This is a genomic window from Desulfuromonas acetoxidans DSM 684 (genome assembly GCF_000167355.1).
GTDB lineage: Bacteria > Desulfobacterota > Desulfuromonadia > Desulfuromonadales > Desulfuromonadaceae > Desulfuromonas > Desulfuromonas acetoxidans.
In genome coordinates, this window is sequence record NZ_AAEW02000005.1 from 58,204 (window position 1) to 80,965 (window position 22,762).

17 protein-coding genes are annotated in these 22,762 nt (G+C 48.6%); 13 read left to right on the forward strand and 4 right to left on the reverse strand.

Annotated features, from left to right (window positions below; all coding sequences use genetic code 11):
• Positions 1-63 precede the first annotated feature (63 nt).
• The 8 genes from DACE_RS05050 to DACE_RS18805 all read left to right on the forward strand — a co-directional run bounded on the left by DACE_RS05050 (position 64) and on the right by DACE_RS18805 (position 13,373).
• On the forward strand, positions 64-702 hold the full coding sequence (locus tag DACE_RS05050) for a hypothetical protein (RefSeq protein ID WP_005998911.1): 639 nt from the start codon (positions 64-66) through the stop codon (positions 700-702).
• Entirely contained in the window at positions 699-2,504 is a 1,806-nt protein-coding gene (locus tag DACE_RS05055) for a hypothetical protein (RefSeq protein WP_005998912.1), read from the forward strand. Before DACE_RS05050 ends, DACE_RS05055 begins: the two co-directional genes overlap by 4 nt.
• A gap of 170 nt (positions 2,505-2,674) precedes the next feature.
• Complete coding sequence (locus DACE_RS05060) at positions 2,675-3,313, forward strand: hypothetical protein (protein ID WP_040366271.1); 639 nt, start codon at positions 2,675-2,677, stop codon at positions 3,311-3,313.
• Entirely contained in the window at positions 3,310-5,184 is a 1,875-nt protein-coding gene (locus tag DACE_RS05065) for a hypothetical protein (RefSeq protein WP_005998915.1), read from the forward strand. The genes DACE_RS05060 and DACE_RS05065 overlap by 4 nt, the downstream gene beginning before the upstream one ends.
• A gap of 155 nt (positions 5,185-5,339) precedes the next feature.
• Positions 5,340-6,251 carry a PfkB family carbohydrate kinase gene (locus tag DACE_RS05070; RefSeq protein WP_005998917.1) on the forward strand — a complete coding sequence of 304 codons (912 nt, stop codon included), beginning with the start codon at positions 5,340-5,342 and terminating at the stop codon, positions 6,249-6,251.
• Complete coding sequence (locus DACE_RS05075) at positions 6,241-8,385, forward strand: HAD-IIB family hydrolase (RefSeq protein ID WP_005998918.1); 2,145 nt, start codon at positions 6,241-6,243, stop codon at positions 8,383-8,385. Before DACE_RS05070 ends, DACE_RS05075 begins: the two co-directional genes overlap by 11 nt.
• Positions 8,382-10,766 carry a sucrose synthase gene (locus tag DACE_RS05080; RefSeq protein ID WP_005998920.1) on the forward strand — a complete coding sequence of 795 codons (2,385 nt, stop codon included), beginning with the start codon at positions 8,382-8,384 and terminating at the stop codon, positions 10,764-10,766. The genes DACE_RS05075 and DACE_RS05080 overlap by 4 nt, the downstream gene beginning before the upstream one ends.
• Positions 10,767-11,132: 366 nt before the next feature.
• On the forward strand, positions 11,133-13,373 hold the full coding sequence (locus DACE_RS18805) for a methyl-accepting chemotaxis protein (RefSeq protein ID WP_005998922.1): 2,241 nt from the start codon (positions 11,133-11,135) through the stop codon (positions 13,371-13,373).
• A 78-nt stretch (positions 13,374-13,451) separates the two neighbouring features.
• Here DACE_RS18805 and DACE_RS05090 read toward each other — a convergent pair whose 3' ends face one another.
• The 4 genes from DACE_RS05090 to DACE_RS05105 form a co-directional block, all read right to left on the reverse strand.
• Positions 13,452-14,279: a 4Fe-4S dicluster domain-containing protein gene (locus DACE_RS05090; protein ID WP_005998924.1), complete on the reverse strand. Its 828-nt coding sequence runs from the start codon at positions 14,277-14,279 to the stop codon at positions 13,452-13,454.
• Positions 14,280-14,317: 38 nt separating this feature from the next.
• Positions 14,318-16,552, reverse strand: a complete 2,235-nt coding sequence (locus DACE_RS05095; protein WP_005998925.1) for a molybdopterin-containing oxidoreductase family protein — start codon at positions 16,550-16,552, stop codon at positions 14,318-14,320.
• Positions 16,527-17,150 (reverse strand): TorD/DmsD family molecular chaperone, encoded by a 624-nt coding sequence (locus DACE_RS05100; RefSeq protein WP_005998927.1) that lies wholly within the window; start codon positions 17,148-17,150, stop codon positions 16,527-16,529. Before DACE_RS05100 ends, DACE_RS05095 begins: the two co-directional genes overlap by 26 nt.
• A 280-nt stretch (positions 17,151-17,430) precedes the next feature.
• Positions 17,431-17,766, reverse strand: coding sequence for a flagellar basal body rod C-terminal domain-containing protein (locus tag DACE_RS05105; protein WP_005998929.1), 336 nt, complete (start codon positions 17,764-17,766; stop codon positions 17,431-17,433).
• Between the two features lie 306 nt (positions 17,767-18,072).
• Here DACE_RS05105 and DACE_RS05110 point away from each other — a divergent pair, with 306 nt between their 5' ends.
• The 5 genes from DACE_RS05110 to DACE_RS05130 all read left to right on the forward strand — a co-directional run bounded on the left by DACE_RS05110 (position 18,073) and on the right by DACE_RS05130 (position 22,724).
• Complete coding sequence (locus tag DACE_RS05110) at positions 18,073-18,474, forward strand: bacteriohemerythrin (protein ID WP_005998930.1); 402 nt, start codon at positions 18,073-18,075, stop codon at positions 18,472-18,474.
• Between the two features lie 105 nt (positions 18,475-18,579).
• Complete coding sequence (locus DACE_RS05115; RefSeq protein ID WP_005998933.1) at positions 18,580-18,978, forward strand: bacteriohemerythrin; 399 nt, start codon at positions 18,580-18,582, stop codon at positions 18,976-18,978.
• Positions 18,979-19,398: 420 nt separating this feature from the next.
• The gene (locus DACE_RS17080) at positions 19,399-20,943 is read left to right on the forward strand and encodes a diguanylate cyclase (RefSeq protein WP_050769971.1); all 1,545 of its coding nucleotides are present in this window, start codon (positions 19,399-19,401) and stop codon (positions 20,941-20,943) included.
• Positions 20,940-21,818 (forward strand): phosphate/phosphite/phosphonate ABC transporter substrate-binding protein, encoded by an 879-nt coding sequence (locus tag DACE_RS05125; RefSeq protein ID WP_005998936.1) that lies wholly within the window; start codon positions 20,940-20,942, stop codon positions 21,816-21,818. Before DACE_RS17080 ends, DACE_RS05125 begins: the two co-directional genes overlap by 4 nt.
• Before the next feature lie 3 nt (positions 21,819-21,821).
• Complete coding sequence (locus DACE_RS05130; RefSeq protein WP_005998938.1) at positions 21,822-22,724, forward strand: AEC family transporter; 903 nt, start codon at positions 21,822-21,824, stop codon at positions 22,722-22,724.
• Positions 22,725-22,762 lie beyond the last annotated feature (38 nt).

Consider the following 22,762-nt stretch of genomic DNA (forward strand, 5'->3'; position numbering starts at 1 on the left):
TAAACAGCTAGATTTGAAAATATGGGGGGAAGTGCTCGTCCTCCCTCCGCGTAAGGAGTATTAATGATCAGGATACTTGTGACAATCCTGTTGGCCATGGGCCTGAGTTTCCCATGTTCATCTATGGCAACATCGCCTGCTTCCAGTGTTGTTCATTACGACGAACAGCACGATTTGCTTGACATCAAAGCAACCCAAGCCTCTCTACAAAATCTCTGTAGCCGTATTTCCGATGCCACTGGAGTGATTTTCGATCTATCTCCTGAAGCCGAACAGCAAATCAGCTTCAATTCAAGTCAGAAAAGTGTTGAAGAAACCCTAAAGGATCTTATGGTCTCAACGCATCTCAGTCATATGTTTGTCTATGCAACAAAAAGTGGAAAAACACGCCTTTACCAAGTGAAAATCCTCGCTAGAACATTTGATTCAGGAAACCAACACAGCACGCAGCAAACGCCAATGACAACCGAGCAACGTCGTCAATTTCTTGCTGAGCTAAAAGAGAAACGTGAGAAGAAGTTTGAGCAGGCAATGCTCAAACCGACATCTTTCGAAAACAACGCGCCACCACAACCCGTGATCCCCCAGCCACCTTCAATGCCAAACGAGCATCAAGGTTTGATTTTTCCGCGGTGGAATTCGAAAAATCCCCCCATCGATTTTAAAATGCAACCGACACGAGAACAAGGAGACAACCAATGAATCTGGTCAAAGGACTACAAAACCTTCTGGGGGTCAGCATTCTGCTCACCCTACTGGCAGCGTGCAGCAATGGCAGCTCACACAGGACAACAACCGAAACCACGTTTCCATTTGGTGCTGAAGAGGTGATCTCTGAAACTGATTACGATGGCGACGGGCATTGGGATACAAGAACAATCTATTCCTTTGTTTACAATGAGGATCTTCAAGTCACTGAAGTTACAGGTATTTATGAAGATGATGAGAATGCCGACGGGATTGCTGATTCCAGAACCATTAACACATCAACCTACGATCCGACCATTACTGCTGAAGAGATCATGATTAAAAGCGCGGTTCAAAAAGTGGCTGCACCTTCCAATAACAGTGTCTTTGGCGCTGTGCTTTCACATATCTTAGTGGAGTACCGCTCTAATGAAGTAAGCGGTGAAATTGCAGAGTACCCCAATTACCGCCGCGAAGAAAGCTACACGTATACAGATGAAGGGAAAGTCCTTAGTTATTCTTATCTCAGATTTTACTACAATGAGGAAGACGGGACACTTTCTGAGTCTTATTCCCATACGAGAACAAAAACGTACGATGAGGACGGAAAGACAATAGAGGAGTCCGATTCCTCGTCTGATGACAATGATGGCGACGGTGTACTCGACAGTAGCAGATCAACAATCTGCACAATGACCTACGATAGTAACGGCTATCTCACAAGCCAAAGTTGCACGAGGACAGAAGATGGTGGCGACCCTACCGTCGACGAAATGACCTGCACGCATACCTATACGGATGGGTTGTTGACCCAAACCACTGTCACGGAAACAGGCGAACAGCCTTACACGCTTGATTTTACGTATAATGAAGATGGTCTGGTCGCGACAAAAACAAAGACTTCCGACAATGATGTCTACAGACTTGCTTTCACTTATGATTCTGAAGGGCGGGTTATCAGCTATACCCATCGCAATGAGAATGATTATGATGGTGATGACATCCTGAACTCAGTCACGGAATATCTCTACACGTTCAGCTATGATGACAGTGGCCGCATAACGGAATACAGCAGGCAGTACCGTTATGACAACACTCCGGCCACCCCCGAGTACTCTAGCAATGAGATCGATACACACATTTACAGCTATACCGAAAGCGGATCAGTCTCATCTTATAGTTATACCAGCCAGAACGATCTGGATCTGGATGGCGAAATGGATAACGTGACACACACCAGAAATTATGAATTCAGCTATGATAACGGTTCTCTTGTTTCAATAAGCTATGACAATGAAGCGACGGGCGATTATCATGAGCATAGCACTCAAGTACTCACCTATCAGGATGGATTGATTAAAACCTCTGTTTGGGAGGGCGATGATGACAATGACGGCATCATCGATGACGCCACAACCACTGAAATAACCTACGATGCTTCGGGCCGAATGAGCGCCTATGTGGAGACCGATTATGATGGTAACTACGCCTCTGTTGAGGAAACTCAAGCCGTAGCCTTAACCTACAATGCGGATGACACGGTCACAGGCACCATCACCACCACGTCCTATGGTGAAGGTGACCCGGAGGTCACAACGACACCCGTCAGTATTGATTTTTCAGCCAATGGATTACCCAGTGGCGGTATGGAATTTTCGTCAGGAAGCTTTTCCCCTGACTATTGTGTCACGCCTTCAGCAGAGACTCTGCTTTATTATTACAGATCAGATTACATCGAAGAACAGAGTTATCTCATCAATATTAACATTCCTAAGGTACTTGGTATCTTGTGGAATACCTCCAGCGAAGACAATTAACTAAAAAGTGCGGTTGGACGTTTAACTAGACGTCCGACCGCATTTAATTATTATTTGCCGAAATGTCTGATACACCTTCCCACCTCAAGATGAACTTATTACTTCAACTATGCTGACGTACTAGCGTCATTTGGGAAATGCTCGCCTTTCTGCCGAGTAAAGGATTCGTAATGATCTGGAAACTTGTGACAATCCTGTTGGCCATGGGCCTGAGTTTCCCATGTTCATCTATGGCAACATCGCCTGCTTCCAGTGTTGTTCATTACGACGAACAGCACGATTTGCTTGACATCAAAGCAACCCAAGCCTCTCTACAAAATCTCTGTAGCCGTATTTCCGATGCCACTGGAGTGATTTTCGATCTATCTCCTGAAGCCGAACAGCAAATCAGCTTCAATTCAAGTCAGAAAAGTGTTGAAGAAACCTTGAATGATCTTGTCGTCTCAACGCATCTCAGTCATATGTTTGTCTATGCAACAAAAAGTGGAAAAACGCGCCTTTACCAAGTGAAAATCCTCGCTAGAACATCTGATTCAGGAAACCAACGCAGCAAGCAGCAAACGCCAATGACAACCGAGCAACGTCGTCAATTTCTTGCTGAGCTAAGAGAGAAACGTGAGAAGAAATTTGAGCAGGCAATGCTCAAACCGACATTTTTCGAAAACAACGCGCCACCACAACCCGTGATTCCCCAGCCACCTTCAATGCCAAGCGAGCATCAAGGTTTGACTCTTCCGGGTTGGAATTCGCAAACCCACCCCATCGGCTTTAACATGCAACCGACACTTGAACAAGGAGACAACAAATGAATCTGGTCAAAGGGCTACCAAACCTCCTGTGGCTGTGCATTCTGATCACCCTGCTGACAGCGTGTAGCAACAGCAGCTCGCACAGAGCAACAACCGAAGCTACCACCTTGCCATTTGGTGCCGAAGAAGTCACCGCAGAGACAGATTACGATGGTGATGGTCATTGGGACACAAGAACAACCTATTCTTTTGTTTACAATGAGGATCTTCAGGTCACGGAAGCAACAATCATTTATGAAGATGACGACAATGCCGATGGTATCGCCGATTCGAGGACCACTGAAACATATGTTTATGATCCAACAATTGAAGCCGAAGACATTACGATCAGGAGAGCCGTTCAAAAAGGTGCCGCGCCTTCCAACAACAGCGCCTTTGGAGCGCTGATTTCCCAAATTTCAGTGAACTACAGATCTGATGAAATAAGTGGCGAAATTGCAGAGTATCCCTATTCTCGACGCGAATACACCTACACATATACAGCTGAAGGAAAATTGCTCAGTTACTCCAATACCCGTTTTTATTACAACGAAAGTGACGGGACTCTTTCAGAGTCGAACTCCACGACAACGACAAACACATATGATGAAGACGGAAAGACGATAGGTGGTTCTTTTTATGATGCTACTGACAATAATGGCGACGGCATCCTCGACGACAGTGAATCAATAGTATGTACGATAACCTACGACAGTAGCGGATACCTCACTAGTCAAAGCTGTGTGACGACAAGTGACGATGATGGCGATGGTCCTACAGAAGCAACAGAAACAGTCAGTGATACAACTTACACACATACCTATACGGATGGGGTGTTGACTCAAACCATTGTTGAAGGTGGTGACGAAATATTTAATACTCCTTACACGCTCGATTTCACCTACAATGAAGATGGCCTGGTCGCCACAAAAACAAAGTCTTACAACAATTATGGTGAGAGTGGCATTGATACCTATTACAGACTCTCCTTCAGTTATGACTCAGAAGGTCGAGTCATCGGCTACACCAATCGCTTTGAATATGATTCTAATGACGATGAGGTTCTGGACTATTTTGAGGAACGGATTTACACTTTCAGCTATGATGACAACGCACGCATTTTGACAAGCAATTATCAGTACCGAGATGACAGCACACCCACCGTAGAAGGGTACAATAGCAACTACCTGTACACCCATACGTATAGCTATACCGATGATGGATTGCTTTCATCCTATGATCGTACCTATCAGACCGATCTGGATCGGGATGGTGAAGTTGACAACGTGAGTTACACCAGAAATATCGAATACACTTATGAAAACGGTTATCTTGCTTCACTAAACTACGATTATGAAAGCACTGGCGATGATGAGGTCATTGACTCTCAGGATCATGAAACCCAAGTGTTCACCTATCAGGATGGGCTGCTTAAAACCATCGTCTGGGAAGACGATGACAATAATGATGGCGCGATTGATGAAGCCACAACGATAGAAGCAACCTATGATGCATCAGGCCGAGTGACCGCCTACGAGGCCATCAATTATGATGGTGACTATGCCTCACTTGATGAAGCTCAAGCCGTAGCGTTAACCTACAACGCCGATGACACGGTAACAGGAACAATCACGATGACCAGTTACGGTGAAGGTGATCCCGAGGTGACAACAACCCCAGTGAACATCGATTTTTCAGCCAATGGATTGCCAAGTGGTGGCATGGATTATACATTCGACACCATTGAACCCGACTATTGTGTTACCCCTTCAACTGAGACTCTTCTCTATTATCACGGGGACAATTACATTAAAGAACAGACTTATCTCATCAATATCAAAATCCCTAAGATCCTTGGTATCATGTGGATGGTCTCCATGAGCGATTCTTAAAAACAATCCGGCCGGGCGTTCAACTGAACGTCCGGCCGGGTTTCTTTTACCATTCGACTCTCACACCACCCGTTCTTCACTCTTCCCCTCATCTTGAATTCTCACTTCACCATGTTATAGTAATTACTCATTTTCCTTAACCAACTGGAGTGAAAATGTCTCTACAGGGCAACACACCTCTGATTTTTGGAGAGGTTCTCTACGACATCTTCCCGGACCAGTCAGTTCTTGGAGGTGCTCCGTTCAATGTTTGCTGGCATTTAGCCGGATTTGGCCTTGACCCGCAATTTATCAGCCGTATCGGCACTGACACTCTTGGCGATCAGGTTGTTCAATCCATGCACGATTGGGGGCTGGCGACCCAAGGGGTACAACGAGATGACAATCATACAACCGGGCGGGTTTCCGTCTCACTGCAGCAAGGCCAGCCGCAGTATCTGATCGAGGAAAACCAGGCCTACGACCATATCGCCTCGGATCAGCATTATCCTTCCTATCCGCAAACACCACTGCTTTATCACGGCACCCTGGCCTTACGCTCCACAACCAACAGAAACACTCTCAACCATCTTCTCTCATCCACTCAGGCACCCAGTTTTGTGGATCTCAACCTGCGTACCCCATGGTGGAACCCGGAACGGATCACGGCACTCCTTAAACGATGCTGTTGGGCCAAAATGAATGATGTTGAACTGGAGATCGTCTCGCGTGAAGCAAGGCAGTCAGACGTACCGTTAACGGAACAGATCAAAAATCTGGCCGAAACGTTCAACATCGACCATCTGTTTGTTACCTGCGGAGAAAACGGCAGCTATTGCGCCCAACAGGGTAACGTCTTTTTTCAACCTTCAGCACCTGTCGCCAATGTCGTCGACACCGTTGGTGCTGGTGATGCATTCAGTGCCGTTTGCATCATCGGCCTGCTGTTAAACTGGCCAACGCAATCAATTCTTGAGCGTGCCGGCCAATTCGCCGCGTTTCTGTGTCACCAACGCGGCGCCCTGCTTGATGACAAGCAGGTGTATCTCACTCTTTTACAGCAATGGAATGTAAACGATGACCAATAAGCGCGGTTTGTATGTTGTTCTCATCAGTATTCATGGATTGATCCGCGGCAACGATCTTGAATTGGGACGTGATGCCGACACCGGTGGTCAGACCAAATACGTTGTCGAACTGGCTCAGGCTCTTGGCAAACATACCGACATTGAAAAGGTGGAGCTGTTTACCCGGCAGATTTTCGATGAACGTGTTGCAGACGATTATCAACAAAGTGAAGAAGACCTCAACGATCATGCCCGGATCGTCCGTTTCCCCTGCGGCCCGAAACGCTATATTCGCAAGGAAAGTCTCTGGCCGCATCTCGATGTGTACATTGATAATGCCATTAAACACTTCCGTCGCCAGCGCCGAGTTCCGGATGTGATTCATGCCCATTATGCCGATGCTGGTTACGTCGGTGCGCATCTCGCCAATCTGATGGGCGTGCCTCTGGTGTTTACCGGGCATTCACTGGGGCGCGAGAAAAAACGCCTGCTGATGGCCAACGGCATGGACGAAGCTACCGTCGAAAAAAAGTATGAAATTTCACGACGCACCGAAGCTGAGGAAGTGGCGTTGGACAATGCCTTGATGGTGATTGCCAGCACCCACCAGGAGATCAAACGGCAATATTCCAGTTACGAAAACTACCGCATCAAGCAGATGCAGGTCATTCCTCCCGGTGTTGATCTGGAGCGTTTTTATCCCGCCAAACGGCGTGGTCGCTACCCGGCGATTATCAACCAGCTCAAACATTTTCTCGCCGAACCGGCCAAACCCTGCATCCTGGCAATTTCCCGTGCGGATGAGCGTAAAAACATCCAATCGCTGGTGCATGCTTACGGCAAAAGCGAACGATTGCAGGAGCTGGCTAACCTGGTGATCATAGCCGGTAATCGGGATGATATTCGCCGTATGGATCGGGGCGCACGCAAGGTGTTACAGGAGTTGCTTCTCAATATCGACACCTATGACCTATACGGCAAAGCGTGTTATCCCAAACACCATGAGCCGGATGATATTCCCGAATTTTATCGCTTGGCGGCCCGCCTGCAAGGGGTGTTCATCAATCCGGCACTGACGGAACCTTTTGGACTCACCCTGATCGAGGCTGCGGCCAGCGGACTACCGATTGTCGCCACCAACGATGGTGGCCCGCGTGACATTATCGCAAACTGTCACAATGGCACCTTGGTCGATCCATTAAGTGAAGAAGATATCACCCAGGGATTACTCCGTGTTCTTGATGATCCGGAGCAATGGAAACGCTACGCGGGCAATGGCATCAAGGGGGTCAAAAAGCATTACTCCTGGGACAGTCATGTTCGAAAATATCTCACTACCCTTAAAAAGAAATTGAGGCTCAGACGCGTGAATCGATTTTTTGAAGCAAAACGGACCCAGATCCCTACCGCAAAAAAATTCCTTATCGCCGATATCGACAACACCCTTCTCGGCCATGAAGGGGCGACTGAACGTCTTGTTGAGGTACTCAAAAAACATCAGGGTGAGCTCGGTTTTGCCGTGGCCACCGGACGGCGCATTGAAAGTGCCCGTTCTGTGCTTAAAGAATGGAACATCCCGGAGCCCGAAGTGTTTATTTCATCCGTCGGTACGGAGGTACATTACAAAGGAGCGGAATTGCAGCTTGATGAAAGCTGGGCCAAGCACATCTCTTATCAATGGGAGCCGGAAAAAATCCGTGATTTGATCACTCCCCTGCCCGGCATTGTCACGCAGGAAAAGGCAGCGCAACGCACCTATAAAATCAGCTATTTTTACGACCCTAAAAAATCACCCACAGCCGGCGAGCTGCGGCGTATCTTGCGTCAGAAAAATCTGCACGCCAAAGTGATCATGTCACACGGACAATTTCTTGATATCATCCCCATCCGCGCCTCAAAAGGCCATGCGGTGCGCTTTCTTGCCATGCGGTGGGGCATTGAACCGGAAGATATTATTGTTGCCGGTGACTCCGGCAATGATGAAGAGATGCTCAACGGCAACACTCTTGGTGTGGTTGTCGGGAACTACAGTAAAGAACTGAATAAACTGCACGGCAAACATGCCGTCTACTTTGCTGAGAAAACCTATGCTGACGGTATTCTGGAAGGAATGGACCATTATGGCTTTCTCGAACAACTGGAGCAGACCCCATGATCACTGAATTGAAAACACTGTTTAGCGAACACCGCCGCACACTCTATCTGTTGTGTCAGCAATTCTACACCCATGAAGACTCTCCATTTTTGCTGCGCAGCGATTTGCATCAACTTTTTGACCTGTTTATCCAGACGGAACAAGGACAACTCCTTAAAGACAGTGCAGTTGAAGAGCTGTTCTGCTCACTTCAGGAAGCCTCCAAAAACGAGCCGTGGATCTATCTGGCGGCACGCAGTACCATCGGCCATTGGAACTACTACCGACTGCACAGCGAGGAGATTGAGATTGACGAGATCGATGTCTCGGAATATCTGGAATTTAAAGAGCGCCTGGTCGGCTATGAAGCACCTTCCGATGAGTATCTGCTCGAACTTGATATGACGCCGTTCAACCGTGAGTTTCCTAAACTTCAGGAAGCCCGCTCCATCGGTCGCGGGGTCGAATTTCTCAACCGTCATCTGTCGAGTAAGCTGTTTGTTGAAAAGCGCGAAGGCAGCCGCAAAATTCTCGACTTCTTGCGTGTCCACCAGCACCGCAGCACCCAGTTGATGCTCAATGGCATGATTGAGGATGTGCCTGGTTTGCAGGCCGCCCTACGCAAAGGGGTTAAGTTTCTGAAAAACTGTGATGAAGACACCTGCTGGGATGACGTCGCTCCCACCATGATGTCCTATGGTTTTCAGCCCGGCTGGGGTCGCACCCTCGAAGATATCCTCGAGATGTTTCACATGCTGATGGATATTCTTGAAGCCCCCGATCCGCAGAATCTTGAAAAATTTCTCGGCCGTATTCCGATGATTTTCAGCATTGTTGTGGTGTCGCCCCATGGTTATTTTGGCCAGGAAAACGTTCTTGGCCTGCCCGACACCGGCGGTCAGGTCGTCTATATTCTCGATCAGGTTCGCGCGCTTGAAAAAGAGATGAAAGAACAGATTTACCGGCAGGGGTTGGATATTGAACCGAGCATTGTTGTTCTAACCCGCCTGATTCCCCATTGTGGTGACACCTCCTGCAATCAGCCCGAAGAACAGATTGCCGGCACCTCCAATGCCACCATTGTTCGGGTGCCGTTCCGCAATGATCAGGGAGAAGTGATCAACGACTGGATCTCCCGATTTAAGATCTGGCCTCACCTGGAGCGCTTCAGCCGTGAATCGGAACGCAAACTGCTCGAAACCATCGGCGCCAGGCCGGACTTGATCATCGGTAACTATTCCGACGGTAATCTGGTGTCGTTCTTACTGTCGCGTCGTCTGCGCGTCACCCAGTGCACCATTGCCCATGCCTTGGAAAAAGCCAAATATCTGTTCAGCGGCCTGTATTGGAAGGAAAACCCCGAATACAACTTCCAAACTCAGTTCACCGCCGACCTGGTCAGCATGAACGCCGCAGATTTCATCATTACCAGTACCTACCAGGAGATCGCCGGTACTGAGGAAAGTCTCGGTCAGTACGAAAGTTACAGTTCCTTTACCATGCCGGCACTGTATCGCGTTATCAATGGCATCAACATTTATGACCCCAAATTCAACATTGTCTCTCCTGGGGCCGATGATCGTGTTTATTTCCCTTATTATGATGAGGAAAATCGCCTGACGGAACTCCATGATGAACTGCATGAACTCATCTACGGTGATCACATGGAAGGATCGCGCGGCCTGCTGGACGACAAGGACAAACCACTGATCTTCACCATGGCCCGACTCGATAAGGTCAAAAACATTACCGGACTGGTCGAATGTTATGCCAAATCAGAGCGACTGCGCGAACAGGCGAATCTGCTGGTTGTCGCCGGCAGTATTCATGTCGACCACTCTTCCGATGCTGAAGAGCGCTATCAGATAGAAACCATGCACCGTCTGTTTGACGAATACCAATTAGATGGGCAAGTGCGCTGGCTCGGCAAACATCTGCAGAAAAACAAAGCCGGAGAACTCTATCGTTACATCGCCGACCAAAAAGGTGTTTTTGTCCAACCGGCGTTATTTGAAGCTTTTGGCCTGACTGTCATTGAAGCCATGGCCACCGGGCTGCCCATTTTTGCCACCCAATATGGTGGACCTCTTGAGATCATTGTCGATGGCAAAAGCGGTTTTCACATTGACCCTAACGACAATGAAGAGATGGCTGAAAAGATCTGCACCTTTTTTGAACGTGCCGCTAACCATCCCCAATATTGGAAGGTGATCTCTGATGCCTGTATCACCAGAGTTGAAGAAAACTACACATGGTCGTTGTATGCCCGACGCTTGCTGACTCTGTCCCGGGTGTATGGCTTTTGGAAATATGTGTCCAATCTCGAACGAGAAGAGACGCGACGTTATCTTGAAATGTTCCACGGCCTCATGTTTAGAAATTTGGCATCAGAGACGCAGTAACCTGTTTCCCATCGAACCGTATAAAGCCGAATCCCATAACGGGTCCGGCTTTATACGTTCTGAAGCCCTTATAGCAGGAGGTTGAAAAAGTCCCATCCGGGAGCTTTTCATCGACGAATGCGATTTCCACCTTGTCGCCCTAACCGCTTACTGACAATCCGTTCCCAGGCAGGTTCTCCCGACGATACTAAAACAACGATACCACATGTGGTAATTCTCATATCTTGTTTTGCCTATATCTAATCATTATTAGCTTCATTTTTTTGTCCATCTATCCTATAAGTACCATCTTAATTTAATGTTAGTGAATTATTAGACTTAAGAGTGGCCGAAGGGAGCCTTTAAAAGCGTGACGGAGATTGCATTATGTTTAGAAAACTGAAAATTGACACTAAATTGCTCCTTCTCATCGGATTGCTGCTACTACTGCTCGCAATATCTGTTGTCATCAGTATCAGTGGCTTATCGACCACTGTCCATAACGGCGAAGAAATGGCTGCTGGTAACCGTTTACGTGGTGAATTGCTAGCACGTGAAGTCGACCACCTCAACTGGTCAAAACAAGTGTCTTTGTTCCTTACCGATCCTCATGTCGATGAACTGACTGTCCAGCTTGATCATACGCAATGTGCATTAGGCAAATGGTTGTATGGTTCAGGACGCCAGGAAGCAGAAGCTCTTGTTCCGGGGCTGAAAGAGGATCTTAAAAAGATTGAGCTGCCTCATCAGCACCTGCATGAATCTGCTCAAAAAATCAAACAGGTCTACAAAACCGCCGATGCGCAACTGCCGCAATTTCTCACGGCAAAAGAGATGGACCATGTTTCCTGGGTCAATAAGGTTCAACAGGCGATTATTACGGGAGATAAAGATCTCAACGTTCAGTTTGATCCGACACAGTGCGGCTTTGGCAAGTTTCTCTACGGCCAAAAGGCCGAAGAAACCAGACGCGATCATCCTGAAATCGGTGAACTGCTCGAGGCCCTGAAAGAGCCCCATCAACAACTGCATCACAGTGGTAAAGCCATTGCCGAGTTGCTTCGCCAAGGGAACAAGCAGCGGGCGATTACTTTGTTTAATGACGAGATCACCCCCACCTTATACCAAACCCGCGTGTTGTTGCGCCAAGCCGGAAAACTGGCGGCGGATGCTCTTTCCGGTCAGAAACAGGCACAGCTTATTTTCAGCAAAGAGACCCAACAACATCTTGTTGACGTGCAAAAACTAATGCACGACATGGATAAAGTCGTGCAGGCCAATATTATGTCTGACACCGTGATGATCAGCACTGCAGTTATGACACGTAAAGAGATTATTGCCATCGGTGTCATTGCCCTGATTCTCGGCTTATCGTTAGGGTACTTTATTTCACGCAGTATCACCAAGCCTCTTCATCGCGCGTTTTCCGTTGTTGAAAAATATGGTAAAGGCGATACCAGCGACCAGGATCTGCCGCTGGGCGATGCCATCAACTGTTCTGACATGTTCAACTGTGGTCAAAAAGACTGCCCTTCCTACGGCAAAGAGGGCCATTGCTGGGTAGAAACCGGTTCGTTTGGTGCCAATCCGGTGTGTAAGCATCTCACTGACGGCACCCATCAGGATTGCCGCGAATGTAAAGCCTATCAGGCCAAAGATGAGATCACCGAGTTGGGATCTGTGCTGATCGGCATGGCTCACAGCCTGCAATCACGCAGCGAACTGGCCGAAGCCATCGCCGAAGGGGACCTGACACAAGAGGTGTCCATCTCCTCTCCCAACGACAAACTCGGCCATGCCTTAAAAACCATGTTGGAAGGCTTACGGGAGATGGTTGGCGGCATTCAAACCGCTGGTGAACAGATCGCTGCCGGTTCCGGTGAGGTGTCTGACGCCAGCCAGGCACTGTCTCAGGGTGCCACGGAATCGGCAAGTTCGTTAGAAGAAGTCACCGCATCGATGAACGAAATGTCCGGCAAGGTTAAAGATAGTGCCGAACATGCCAATGCTGCCAGCCAGTTGGCCAGTGATGCGCAGAAATCGGCTGAAAACGGTGACACGCAAATGGATGAGATGGTTTCAGCCATGGGTGCGATCAATGAATCGAGTCAGAACATCTCAAAAATCATTAAAGTGATCGATGAGATCGCCTTCCAGACCAACTTATTAGCCTTAAACGCAGCGGTTGAAGCTGCCCGCGCCGGTCAGCATGGTAAAGGGTTTGCCGTCGTTGCCGAAGAGGTGCGTAACTTGGCTGCCCGTAGTGCTAAAGCGGCCAAAGAAACCGCTGAGATGATTGAAGGATCGACATCACTCACCGAACGCGGTTCGCAGATTGCTCAGCAGACCTCTGAGGCCTTGAAAGAGATCATGTCTGGCACCACTAAAGTTTCAACGTTGTTAGAAGAAATTGCCATTGCCAGTAATGAGCAGGCCCAGGGTATTGAACAGGTTACAGTGGGTTTGTCACAGATTGATAAAGTGACTCAGCAAAATACGGCCACGGCGGAAGAGAGCGCTGCTGCAGCGGAAGAACTGTCCAGTCAGGCAGCACAGATGCGTGAGATGTTGAAGAAATTCAAAGTCAGCGAAAACAGCGGCCCTCGCCCACCCATGTTGACCATGTAAGCATGTCATACAAATGAGACGACAAAAGGCGAGCCGGAAAATTCCGACTCGCCTTTTGCTTGGGTTTGTAAAAAAAGGTTACTCCTGCGAATCCTGATCCTGTTCAGAATCCTTGATCAAGAAACTTCCGGCCATACCGATCAGAGCGAAGTTCTTGACCCCTTTAAACGTCGATTTTGCCAGACGTCCCATCAACAGACGGCGCATGTTGACATCGGCCACCGGCATAGTCAGCGGTGTGCAGGTTGTTGTCAGCAGAGACATATCCCGCTTGTTGCCGAAATAACGCACGTTCGGACCAATTTTGACCGCCGATGATTCCAAACCAACAGCGCCTTTTTTGACGTATTTGGACACTTCGGAATTGGGATCGGACAGGTCACCGAAAATCCTTGCCCCGGCTAGACAGGTTTGGACACAAGCCGGTTGTTTGCCAACCGCCAGTCGCTCAACGCAGAATGTACACTTGTCAGCCTTGGGTTCGTCGCCCTCTTCGTTGACATAGCGAGCTTCATAAGGACAGGCATCCGCACAGGCCCCACAGCCCCAGCAGCCCTCCTTATTGATCTGCACCGTGCCGTTAAACGGATCTTTCCAGGTTGCAGAAACATCCATGGTCACTTTCTTTCCGGTCTTTTGGTCAACAAAAGTGCGTGATTCAATGTCATACGGACAGGCTTCAACGCAAGACGGCTCATTACAATGGTTGCACAACCCCGGATAATACGTGTAAGACATGCCGTGCGGTGTTTTTGCCGGACCCAAACGTTTGACCCAATTGCGTTGTTGGTCACGATCTTCCGAATCCTTGCCAATGGGCACTTCCCATTCAGCGCGGCAGGCAACGGCGCAAGCATGGCAACCGATGCATTTTTCCAAATCGATAATCATGGCGTACTGACTCATGATTCCTCCATTATGTTAAAATTAAGATGATCGACAGCTCAGGCGGGAATATCCAACGTTTTTCCCTGTTTGACGATGCGAACAAAACTGTTGCGCATGCCGTGCGTACCTGTTTCCGGGTCAACGGAACGGTTGCTGATCAGTGCATTGTCATCAATACCGGCCCCGGCAGCAACAGACAGTTGCGGATTGCGGCTGCCATAACCATGGGAAGTAAAAATGACATCTTTACGAATGCCTGGCGTGGTCTTAAGGATGGACGCACTGGCACTTTCAATACCGACCTCATTGACCAAGGTGATCTCATCGCCATCTTTCAAGCCCATGGCGGCCGCAACCTCATCATTAATCCATATCGGATTCTGTGGAATCTCATTGTGCAGCCAGGCATTGTTCTGAGTACGATTAAAGGAATGCACCGGAACACGACCATAAATTAATCGTGCATGGCCCTTAGGCGCCTGGGGAACCTCAATGTAAGTAGGCGATCCCGGAAACCCGGCATCCTCAACTTTACTGTTGTGAAAATCAACGTCATATTGCACGTCGTAAGGGTCCTGACCCGGCTGAATATGGATACCGTCTTCCTGCTCCAATTGTTTCAGCGACAACCCGGCCCCGGCAAGAATGGTTTCCACCATCTCTTTGGATGATTTAGCCGGGATATGTTCTTCGTAATACATCCGTTTGGCCAACTCATTGGTAATCCAGACCGAATCCTTGCGGTCATGATCGGCCGCCGTCGGCGACACCAGCGGCACACGCGCTGAAATATATTGCTGATGCGGCTGAGAGTAGTCCCATTGGGTGCCTTTTTTGACGTAATCATACCGTTCCAGATAGCTGGTTTCCGGCAAAAGAATATCAGCATACATGGTGATATCGGTCGGCATGACGTCACACACCATGACAAAATCCATCTGCTCAATCATCTTAATGGTCAATTGCGGGTCGGGAATGGTCTGCATGGGGTTCTGCCCCCAGACAATCAACCCCTTGATCGGAAACGGATCGCCCGACAGCGCAGTCTCTCGAATCAGGTCCGTTGGGGTTCCCGGTGGGGAAAACGGATATTTATGCAGCACATGATGCAGTGCCTCTTCATGCGGATTCATCACATGAGGCCAGCGGCAGCGGCCCACTTTGGGATTCTTCGGCTTGACAAAGCCCCCTTTAACGCCAATGGCGCCAAGAAGCCCGGTCAGGCAGCCCAGCCCGCGCTCGCGTTGAAAATCGTTGCCGTTCCAACTGGAATGGCGTCCGGGATGAATCGAGACATTGGGTGCGTTGGCCGCCAACATATCGGCCACTTCTTTGATCTGACTGGCGGGAACATCGCAAATTTTAGCGGCCCAGTCCAGTGTGGCATGGGAGATGTTTTCGCAAAACTCCTCAAAGCCGTAACCAAAATCCTCGACATACTCTTTGTCGTATTTTTCCTCTTTGACCAGATAGTTCATAATGGCCAGCAACAGTGCCGTATCCGTACCCGGTTTAATCTGTACCCAGATATCGGCTTTGGCCGCTGAAGCGGAAAAGCGTGGATCAACAACAATCAGCTTAGCTCCACGCTCCAAACCTTTGAGGTATTTTTTAAGATGGGAAACGTGAACATTTTCACCCAAATGGGTGCCAAGCATGAAGATCGCTTTGGCATTGGCCATATCCACTTCTTCCCCGGCAGGCGTTCCCAGGGTCTGGATATAAGCGATATCGCGAGAACCGCGGCATTGAAAAAATGATGCCTCTGAGTTGTTCGGTGTGCCGACAACATATTCAAAATAATCCATGGGATACTTGGCCGACGACCCATGAGGGAAAATGGCCAGGGATCTCTCATCATAGTCATCGATAATCGCATTCATGCGCGAGGCACATTCATCGAGAGCTTCTTCCCAAGAGATGCGCTTCCATACCGGGGCGCCCCGCTTGCCGATGTTTTTCATCGGATATTTCAACCGATCCGGATCGTACAGCAGCTTAATCCCTGCATTACCGCGAGCACAGATACTCGAACCGTTGTCAATACTCTTTGGGTTGCCTTCCAGTTTCACCAGTTTGCCGTCTCTGACCTTGCCGACCAACTGGCAGCGCCAGAAGCACATACCGCAAATACCGCCGGTGACACTCTTGGTTCCGGCAAAACTGCCGGGGGCAGCATAGGGCTTGCGCACAAAAGGTTCCTCAGCCTGAGCCATTCGCGCTAATGGCACGGCCGCTGCAGCGCAACTTGCCGATTGTAAAAACTTACGCCGGGTTAACTTGATTGACATGCTCCTCATCCTCCTTCGTGAAGAAATGGATCAATTTCATCATGACCGGGAAATACGGATGGCGGCTTTCGTCGACGACGCGATTGCGAAACAGACAAAACCACGGTCGAAAAAACTCCGCTAAAAACTGCTCTGTCTCACAAAACTTGCCGTCTTGTAACATGAGGGATAAAAACCGCAATTCATGATTCAAATGATCCGGAATATCATTAGGGCCACGCAAGTCATAACCTTGCTGGCGATAGAACACTTTGGTCTTTTCGGCACTGGGGCCAAATAGGATGCCTTCAGAATCGGTGTAAATTGAACCGTAAGGAGGGGCAATCACATGGGGAACCGCGTTGATAAACAGGCGGGTATATTCCACCTGTAATGCCGTCAGACCCGGTTCAGAAAGGATATCATCAGGGGTTGGTAATGCTTTCAGCTCTTCTGTCCAGCCCAGTTCATCGAGGATTGAAACCAGTAATTGCCAATGGTCTGTCGTCAACCAGCTTTTATCAGGATACTCCATAGATTGCGCCATAAATTCAAGCAACCCGGCTAAACGCATAGCAATTTGACTGTTTTCTTGTTCAGAGGCACGACATTGCGCCATAATTCCTCCCTGATGAAAGAGTTGGGTACGAGGACCATGTGTTCCACGTTGTACGAATATCGATTCTACGTTCGAGTATTCGTTCTCTTATAGCATTAGTATTTATAATTAATCAAATCAGATATTCCGATCTTTATATAAATAATAATTGTGCAGGGTAATAGTTGGAAATGAAAATGAGGCATGAAGATTGAGAAACACACGTTCGACAGGACACACGAAAAAGCCCCTCCATCAAATGATGAAGGGGCCTATAAAAGATGAGGTGAAAAAATCGGGATCAGGCAAATGTATCGAGCAAATCACCAGACATGGAATCTGCCACAGAAACCGTTTTTAAGTTGGCAGAATAGAATTGTTTGGTTTGCATCATATCCACCATCTCTTTAGCCAGATCAACTTTCGAGGTCTGATTCTCTGCGGTTTGAGCATCACCTGTTCCATTGACTGGTTTCTGTAACTGAGCCCGAACACCCCCCTGCTCGTTTTCCGCAAGAGTCACCTGGGATGGGGCATATCCTTCTGTTTGGCTGTTGGCAACATTATTCGCTGTGGAATTAAGGCGCAATGTCTGTGCCTGCAGGCCGGACATGGCGCTACTCATCGCGTCAATCATGGCGTTTCTCCCTGAATCAATCAAGAGTAATATAGTTCTATTTAGAGCGACAACCCTTGAAATGTCAAACAAAAATTCAACATTAACCTCCTGTTTCTACGTCATAAAGTTCTCATCATCCCTAACCTCTCGACATTACAGATCAATTGACGACCACCATATTTTTATTATTTTCCATCAATAAATTTGAAGATCGTTCCCGACAAAACCTTCAGAGTTCACACTTCAAATACACTTGTCATCAGCTGACAATCCCCCTAAACTGCCTGTCTGTGACTATCAATGACCTGACAACTATGAGGATTTATGGCCTTCATCGAATGGAACCAGAATTTTGCTGTCAATGTTGACCAATTTGACGATCACCACCGGCACCTTATCGACCTGCTCAACAAGACTCATGACCAGATTACCCGTCGTCTGGAGAAGGAAAAGCTCGGTCTGGTTCTGGTCGAATTAATTGAATACGCCAAATATCACTTCAGAGCCGAAGAAGTGTGGATGAAAAATCTCGACTATCCGAAACTCAAACAGCACTGTGCCGAACATCACTATTTCATCAATCGCGTACAAGAGATGTGTGAAGACTACAACAGCGGGAACACAGCCCTGGCTCAAGAGCTGTTATCGTTCATGAAGAACTGGCTCTCCAGCCACATTCTGGGAACCGATCGGGAATATTCACGTTTTATTGAAGCAAAACCGTAGCTCAACGTTTAAATGCATTTCAAACTTGCCTTACCTGTTTAAAAAGATTAGAATTTCATGTTTTTTTTTAACACATTAAATATTTTCTCTCTAAGGTTTCAACCCATGGCTTTACTTGAATGGAAAGATCGCTTCCTAACTGGAGTCGACCCTTTCGACGACCACCATCGACATCTGTTCTTTTTGCTCAACAAAGCTTACGAAGATTTTGAATCCGGTAAGCTCAATGACTCAATGGGCGGGTTATTGAATGAACTGATCGATTACACGATTTATCATTTTCACGCTGAAGAAGTCTGGATGGAAGAGCATCATTTCCCTAAACATGAAAAACACTGTCAGGAACATGCCCGATTTATGGCACGAATCAGTGAGCTGCATGTTGACTATCTCAGTGGTCAAACCAAAATCAACCTTGAAGTTCTCGCCTTTATGAAAAACTGGATCGAAGAGCACATCATGGTCTCCGATGCCGAATACGGTCGGTTCGATAAAATACACTGATCCGCCACTTCAAATACGTCACCATAAAAAAAGCAGCTTTTTCGGCTGCTTTTTTTATGGCAAAGGATTCTTCTAATCCCCTTCTCACATGTTTCTGGTTTTATCAGACTGTTGAAAAACAGACTGTGGAGCCCATGGAGGGGCGACCAAAATCAAGGACAGGTTTTCAAGTTCTTGGTTTTGTAAGCATGACGAAAAATCGCATTTTCGGCTTGCGTCGTTGCAAAGCCCCCCGGAAGGGACTTTTTAACATTCTGTCATAACAAACAAAGTCCCATATCCGTTACTACTCAAGGTTTTATGAAACCGGATTCGCTTGCCTTTCATTTTCACAAGATGGCGATACAACGTGCAACCACGACATCCCCGCCGTCTTCAACAAGCTCAGGATCCTGCCCATGGGGACGAGGCTGTTCCTTTTTGCCTGTTGCCGTTGGCGTGTTTGGGTTGTGTCTGTTACTGGCCGCCTGGATTTTAACGCTCAACCAGCTTCAATCCAACCGGCGCTCCCTGCTTGATCGCGTCACCACCGAGCAACACAATCTGGTCTCTATTATCAGTAAAAACCTCACCCAAGCCATTGACGAACACCGCCCTTTGAAAACCATTGTCCGCAATGCGCTTGACGAGCAGGATACGGCGGAACTGAATCATATCCCCGAACTGCTCTCCGGCCAGCATTTTTTCAATCGCATGCTGGTCTGTAGCCGCAACGGCACGCCGTTGTATCAGAGTTCTCCCGGCACGAATTACAGTGAACAACAGAATTTGCTCGCCACGTTTTTCCCGGTGCACCAGGACACAGACACGCCTTTTATCTTCAATGCTCAACTGCTGCGGCCTGATGCTCCGTGGCAGATCCCGCTGGTTTTTCGCATCGCCACCAACCGTTTTGGTTCCATCACCATGATTCTTGAAGCAGACCTCGGTTACTTGCTCAACCTGTATCAAGACGTCATGATCGGTCATAGCGGAATCATCCGAATCCAAACCCTTACCGGACAACCCCTGGTCCATATTGAGCAAGGTGCCCTGGTGGTTGAACCTGCTACCACCCCTAACATTTACTGGCAGAGCAATCGCCAATTCGGTCAAACCAAGACAGCGTCCTATCAGGATCACAGCCACTTGGTTTTGACCAGTTATCGCCACCTGTCGGCCTACCCTCTAACCATCAGCGTTAGCCAGTACCAGGATGAAATCCTGCAAAAATACGCTCACTGGCGGCGTCAGCAATTGATGATTCTCAGTGTTGTCACCTTGCTCAGTCTCGTTGGGTTCAGTTGGCTGGTGTGGGTTGCCCACCAAAAACAGCATTATCTGCAGGCCCTGCTCGCAGCGAACCAACAAAACGCACAGTTGATCAACCAGCTTGAGCATGAACACAAACAAGCCGTCGATGCTGCCTCGCGTGATCCACTGACTAATCTGTACAATCGGCGTCTGTTTATCGAACTCGCTCAGAAACAACTCCTCTACAGCAAACGCAAGGAACTCCTTTGTGCCGTACTGTTTCTTGATCTGGACCGTTTCAAAGAGATCAATGACACCTACGGCCATCATATTGGTGACCTGCTGTTAAAAAAAGTCGCTGACCGGTTGCGCGACACACTGCGCGAAGCCGATATCATTGCCCGCTACGGCGGCGATGAATTCGTCATTTTGCTCGACGGCATCACCCGTGATGATCACACCTTTCAGATCACGGAGAAACTTGTTCATACCCTCTCGCGCCCTTATACCAACCTTGACGGCTTAACGATTCACACCACGCCGAGTATCGGCGTAGCCATGTTTCCGAAACATGCCGAAGATGTCCAGACTCTGTTATTACAAGCCGATGTCGCCATGTACTGGTCCAAAGAAAACGGTCGCGCCCAATGGACGTTATTTCACCCCCGCCTGGCCAGTTCGTCAACGGTAAGGCACAGCGCTCTGAAAACCGCCCTCAAGGAGAACTCATGACAAAACACGGCTTTTTCATCTGTTTTCTCGTGGCTTGTCTGGTCTGGCCGTTGGGGAATCTGCAGGCCGACACAACAGATCACACAGCATTGCACTTTGCTATGATCCCGAAGAAGAACCTCGATCAGCAGATTAATGAAATGACGCCATTACTGCACCTGCTTGAAGAAAGACTTGAGCGCCCGGTCGATGTGGTACGTGTCAGTTCCTATCAGTCGGTCATCGAAGGACTGCTCTCTGCCGATATCGATCTGGCGATTTTGGGTCCAGCCTCCTATGCTTATGCCAAACAACGCGATGACACCATCGAAGCCTTTGCATCACTGAAAAGAAAATCAGGCACGTTTACTCCGGAAGGCAGTTATTATCAGTCGGTGCTGGTGACCCTGAGCGATGATGGTGTCACATCGCTCGCCGATCTGCGTGGCAGCAAAGTTGCCTTTACCGACCCGAAAAGTACTTCCGGCTCGGTAATTCCCCATTATGAGTTCAGAAAAAAGGTCAATACGCCCCTTCCGGCGTACTTTGGCGGCATGAGTTACACCGGTTCTCATGATCGATCGATCCGGGCTTTGGTCAACTATCAGGTCGATGCCGCATTTGTTTCCAGTTCCCGTCTGGATGAGGCGGTGCGTAAAGGGATCGTCACTGCGCAACAGGTGACGATTTTATGGCGCTCGCAACCCATCCATTTCGATCCGTTTGTTTTCCGTGGTCAGTTACCCGAACCAGTCAAAGAGCAGATCCGCCACATCCTGTTTTCATCACCAAAAGCCCTGCAGCCCATGTTTGACAAAAAGAATGCCACCGGTATCGTTGCAGTCAGTGACAAGGACTACGCGAACATTCACGCCATTACCAGCCAGGAGCGCTGATTCATGCCTGATCTCATTACGGCCATCCTTCCATTGGTGTTCACCTTTGCCTTAGGGGTGGTTTTGAGAGCATGGCGGGTGTTTGCCGCACAGGATGCCGACATCCTGCTCAAACTGTTCTTTTACCTGTGTCTGCCTGCCCTGATTCTGATATCGGTCAGCACCATGCACTTACGCCCAAGCCTGCTGTTTTTACCCGGTCTGTCCGCCGCCATCATTCTGATCACCTTTGTCATCGGTAAAGGGATCGCGCCGATTCTCGATCTCCCCCGCACCACGTTAGGGGTGTTTTACATCGGCATACTGGTCATGAACGGTGGTTTCACCTTCCCTTATGTACTGTCGGCCTATGGTGCCGAGGGGATGGCCATTGCCTCGCTGTTTGACTTTGGCACCGGCCTGATGGTGTTCACTTTCGTCTACTATCTGGCCTGTCGGCATGGCCAAAGCGGCAGTAACCATCGCCAACTGCTGACGAAATTTCTCCTGTCACCACCGCTGTTGTCCCTGATCGTGGCCTTAACCCTCAATGTTACCCACACGGCCCTGCCGTCATTGATCATCAACTGGTTTACGCTGCTCAGTAACATGACCACCCCGGTGGTGATGCTGGCTCTCGGCATTGCCTTTCGGCCGCATTTGGTCCGCCTCGGTTCCTTGGCCAGTGTCATCGTATTACGCATGGGGCTTGGCTTTGTTCTGGCCCAGCTGTGTGTTCACCTGATGGGAATTGACGGAATGATGCGGCATATTGTGGTGATGATGGCGTCGGCCCCCAGCGGTGTCAACACCCTGGCCTTTGCCACCATGGAGGGGTTGGATAAAGAGTTTGCCGCAGCCGTGGTCTCCTACACCACTCTAATCGGCATGATCTGGTTTCCGTTCTATCTGTCACTTGCCGTGTGAATCGCACGGCACCCAACATCATGAAGCTTTAAAAAAAG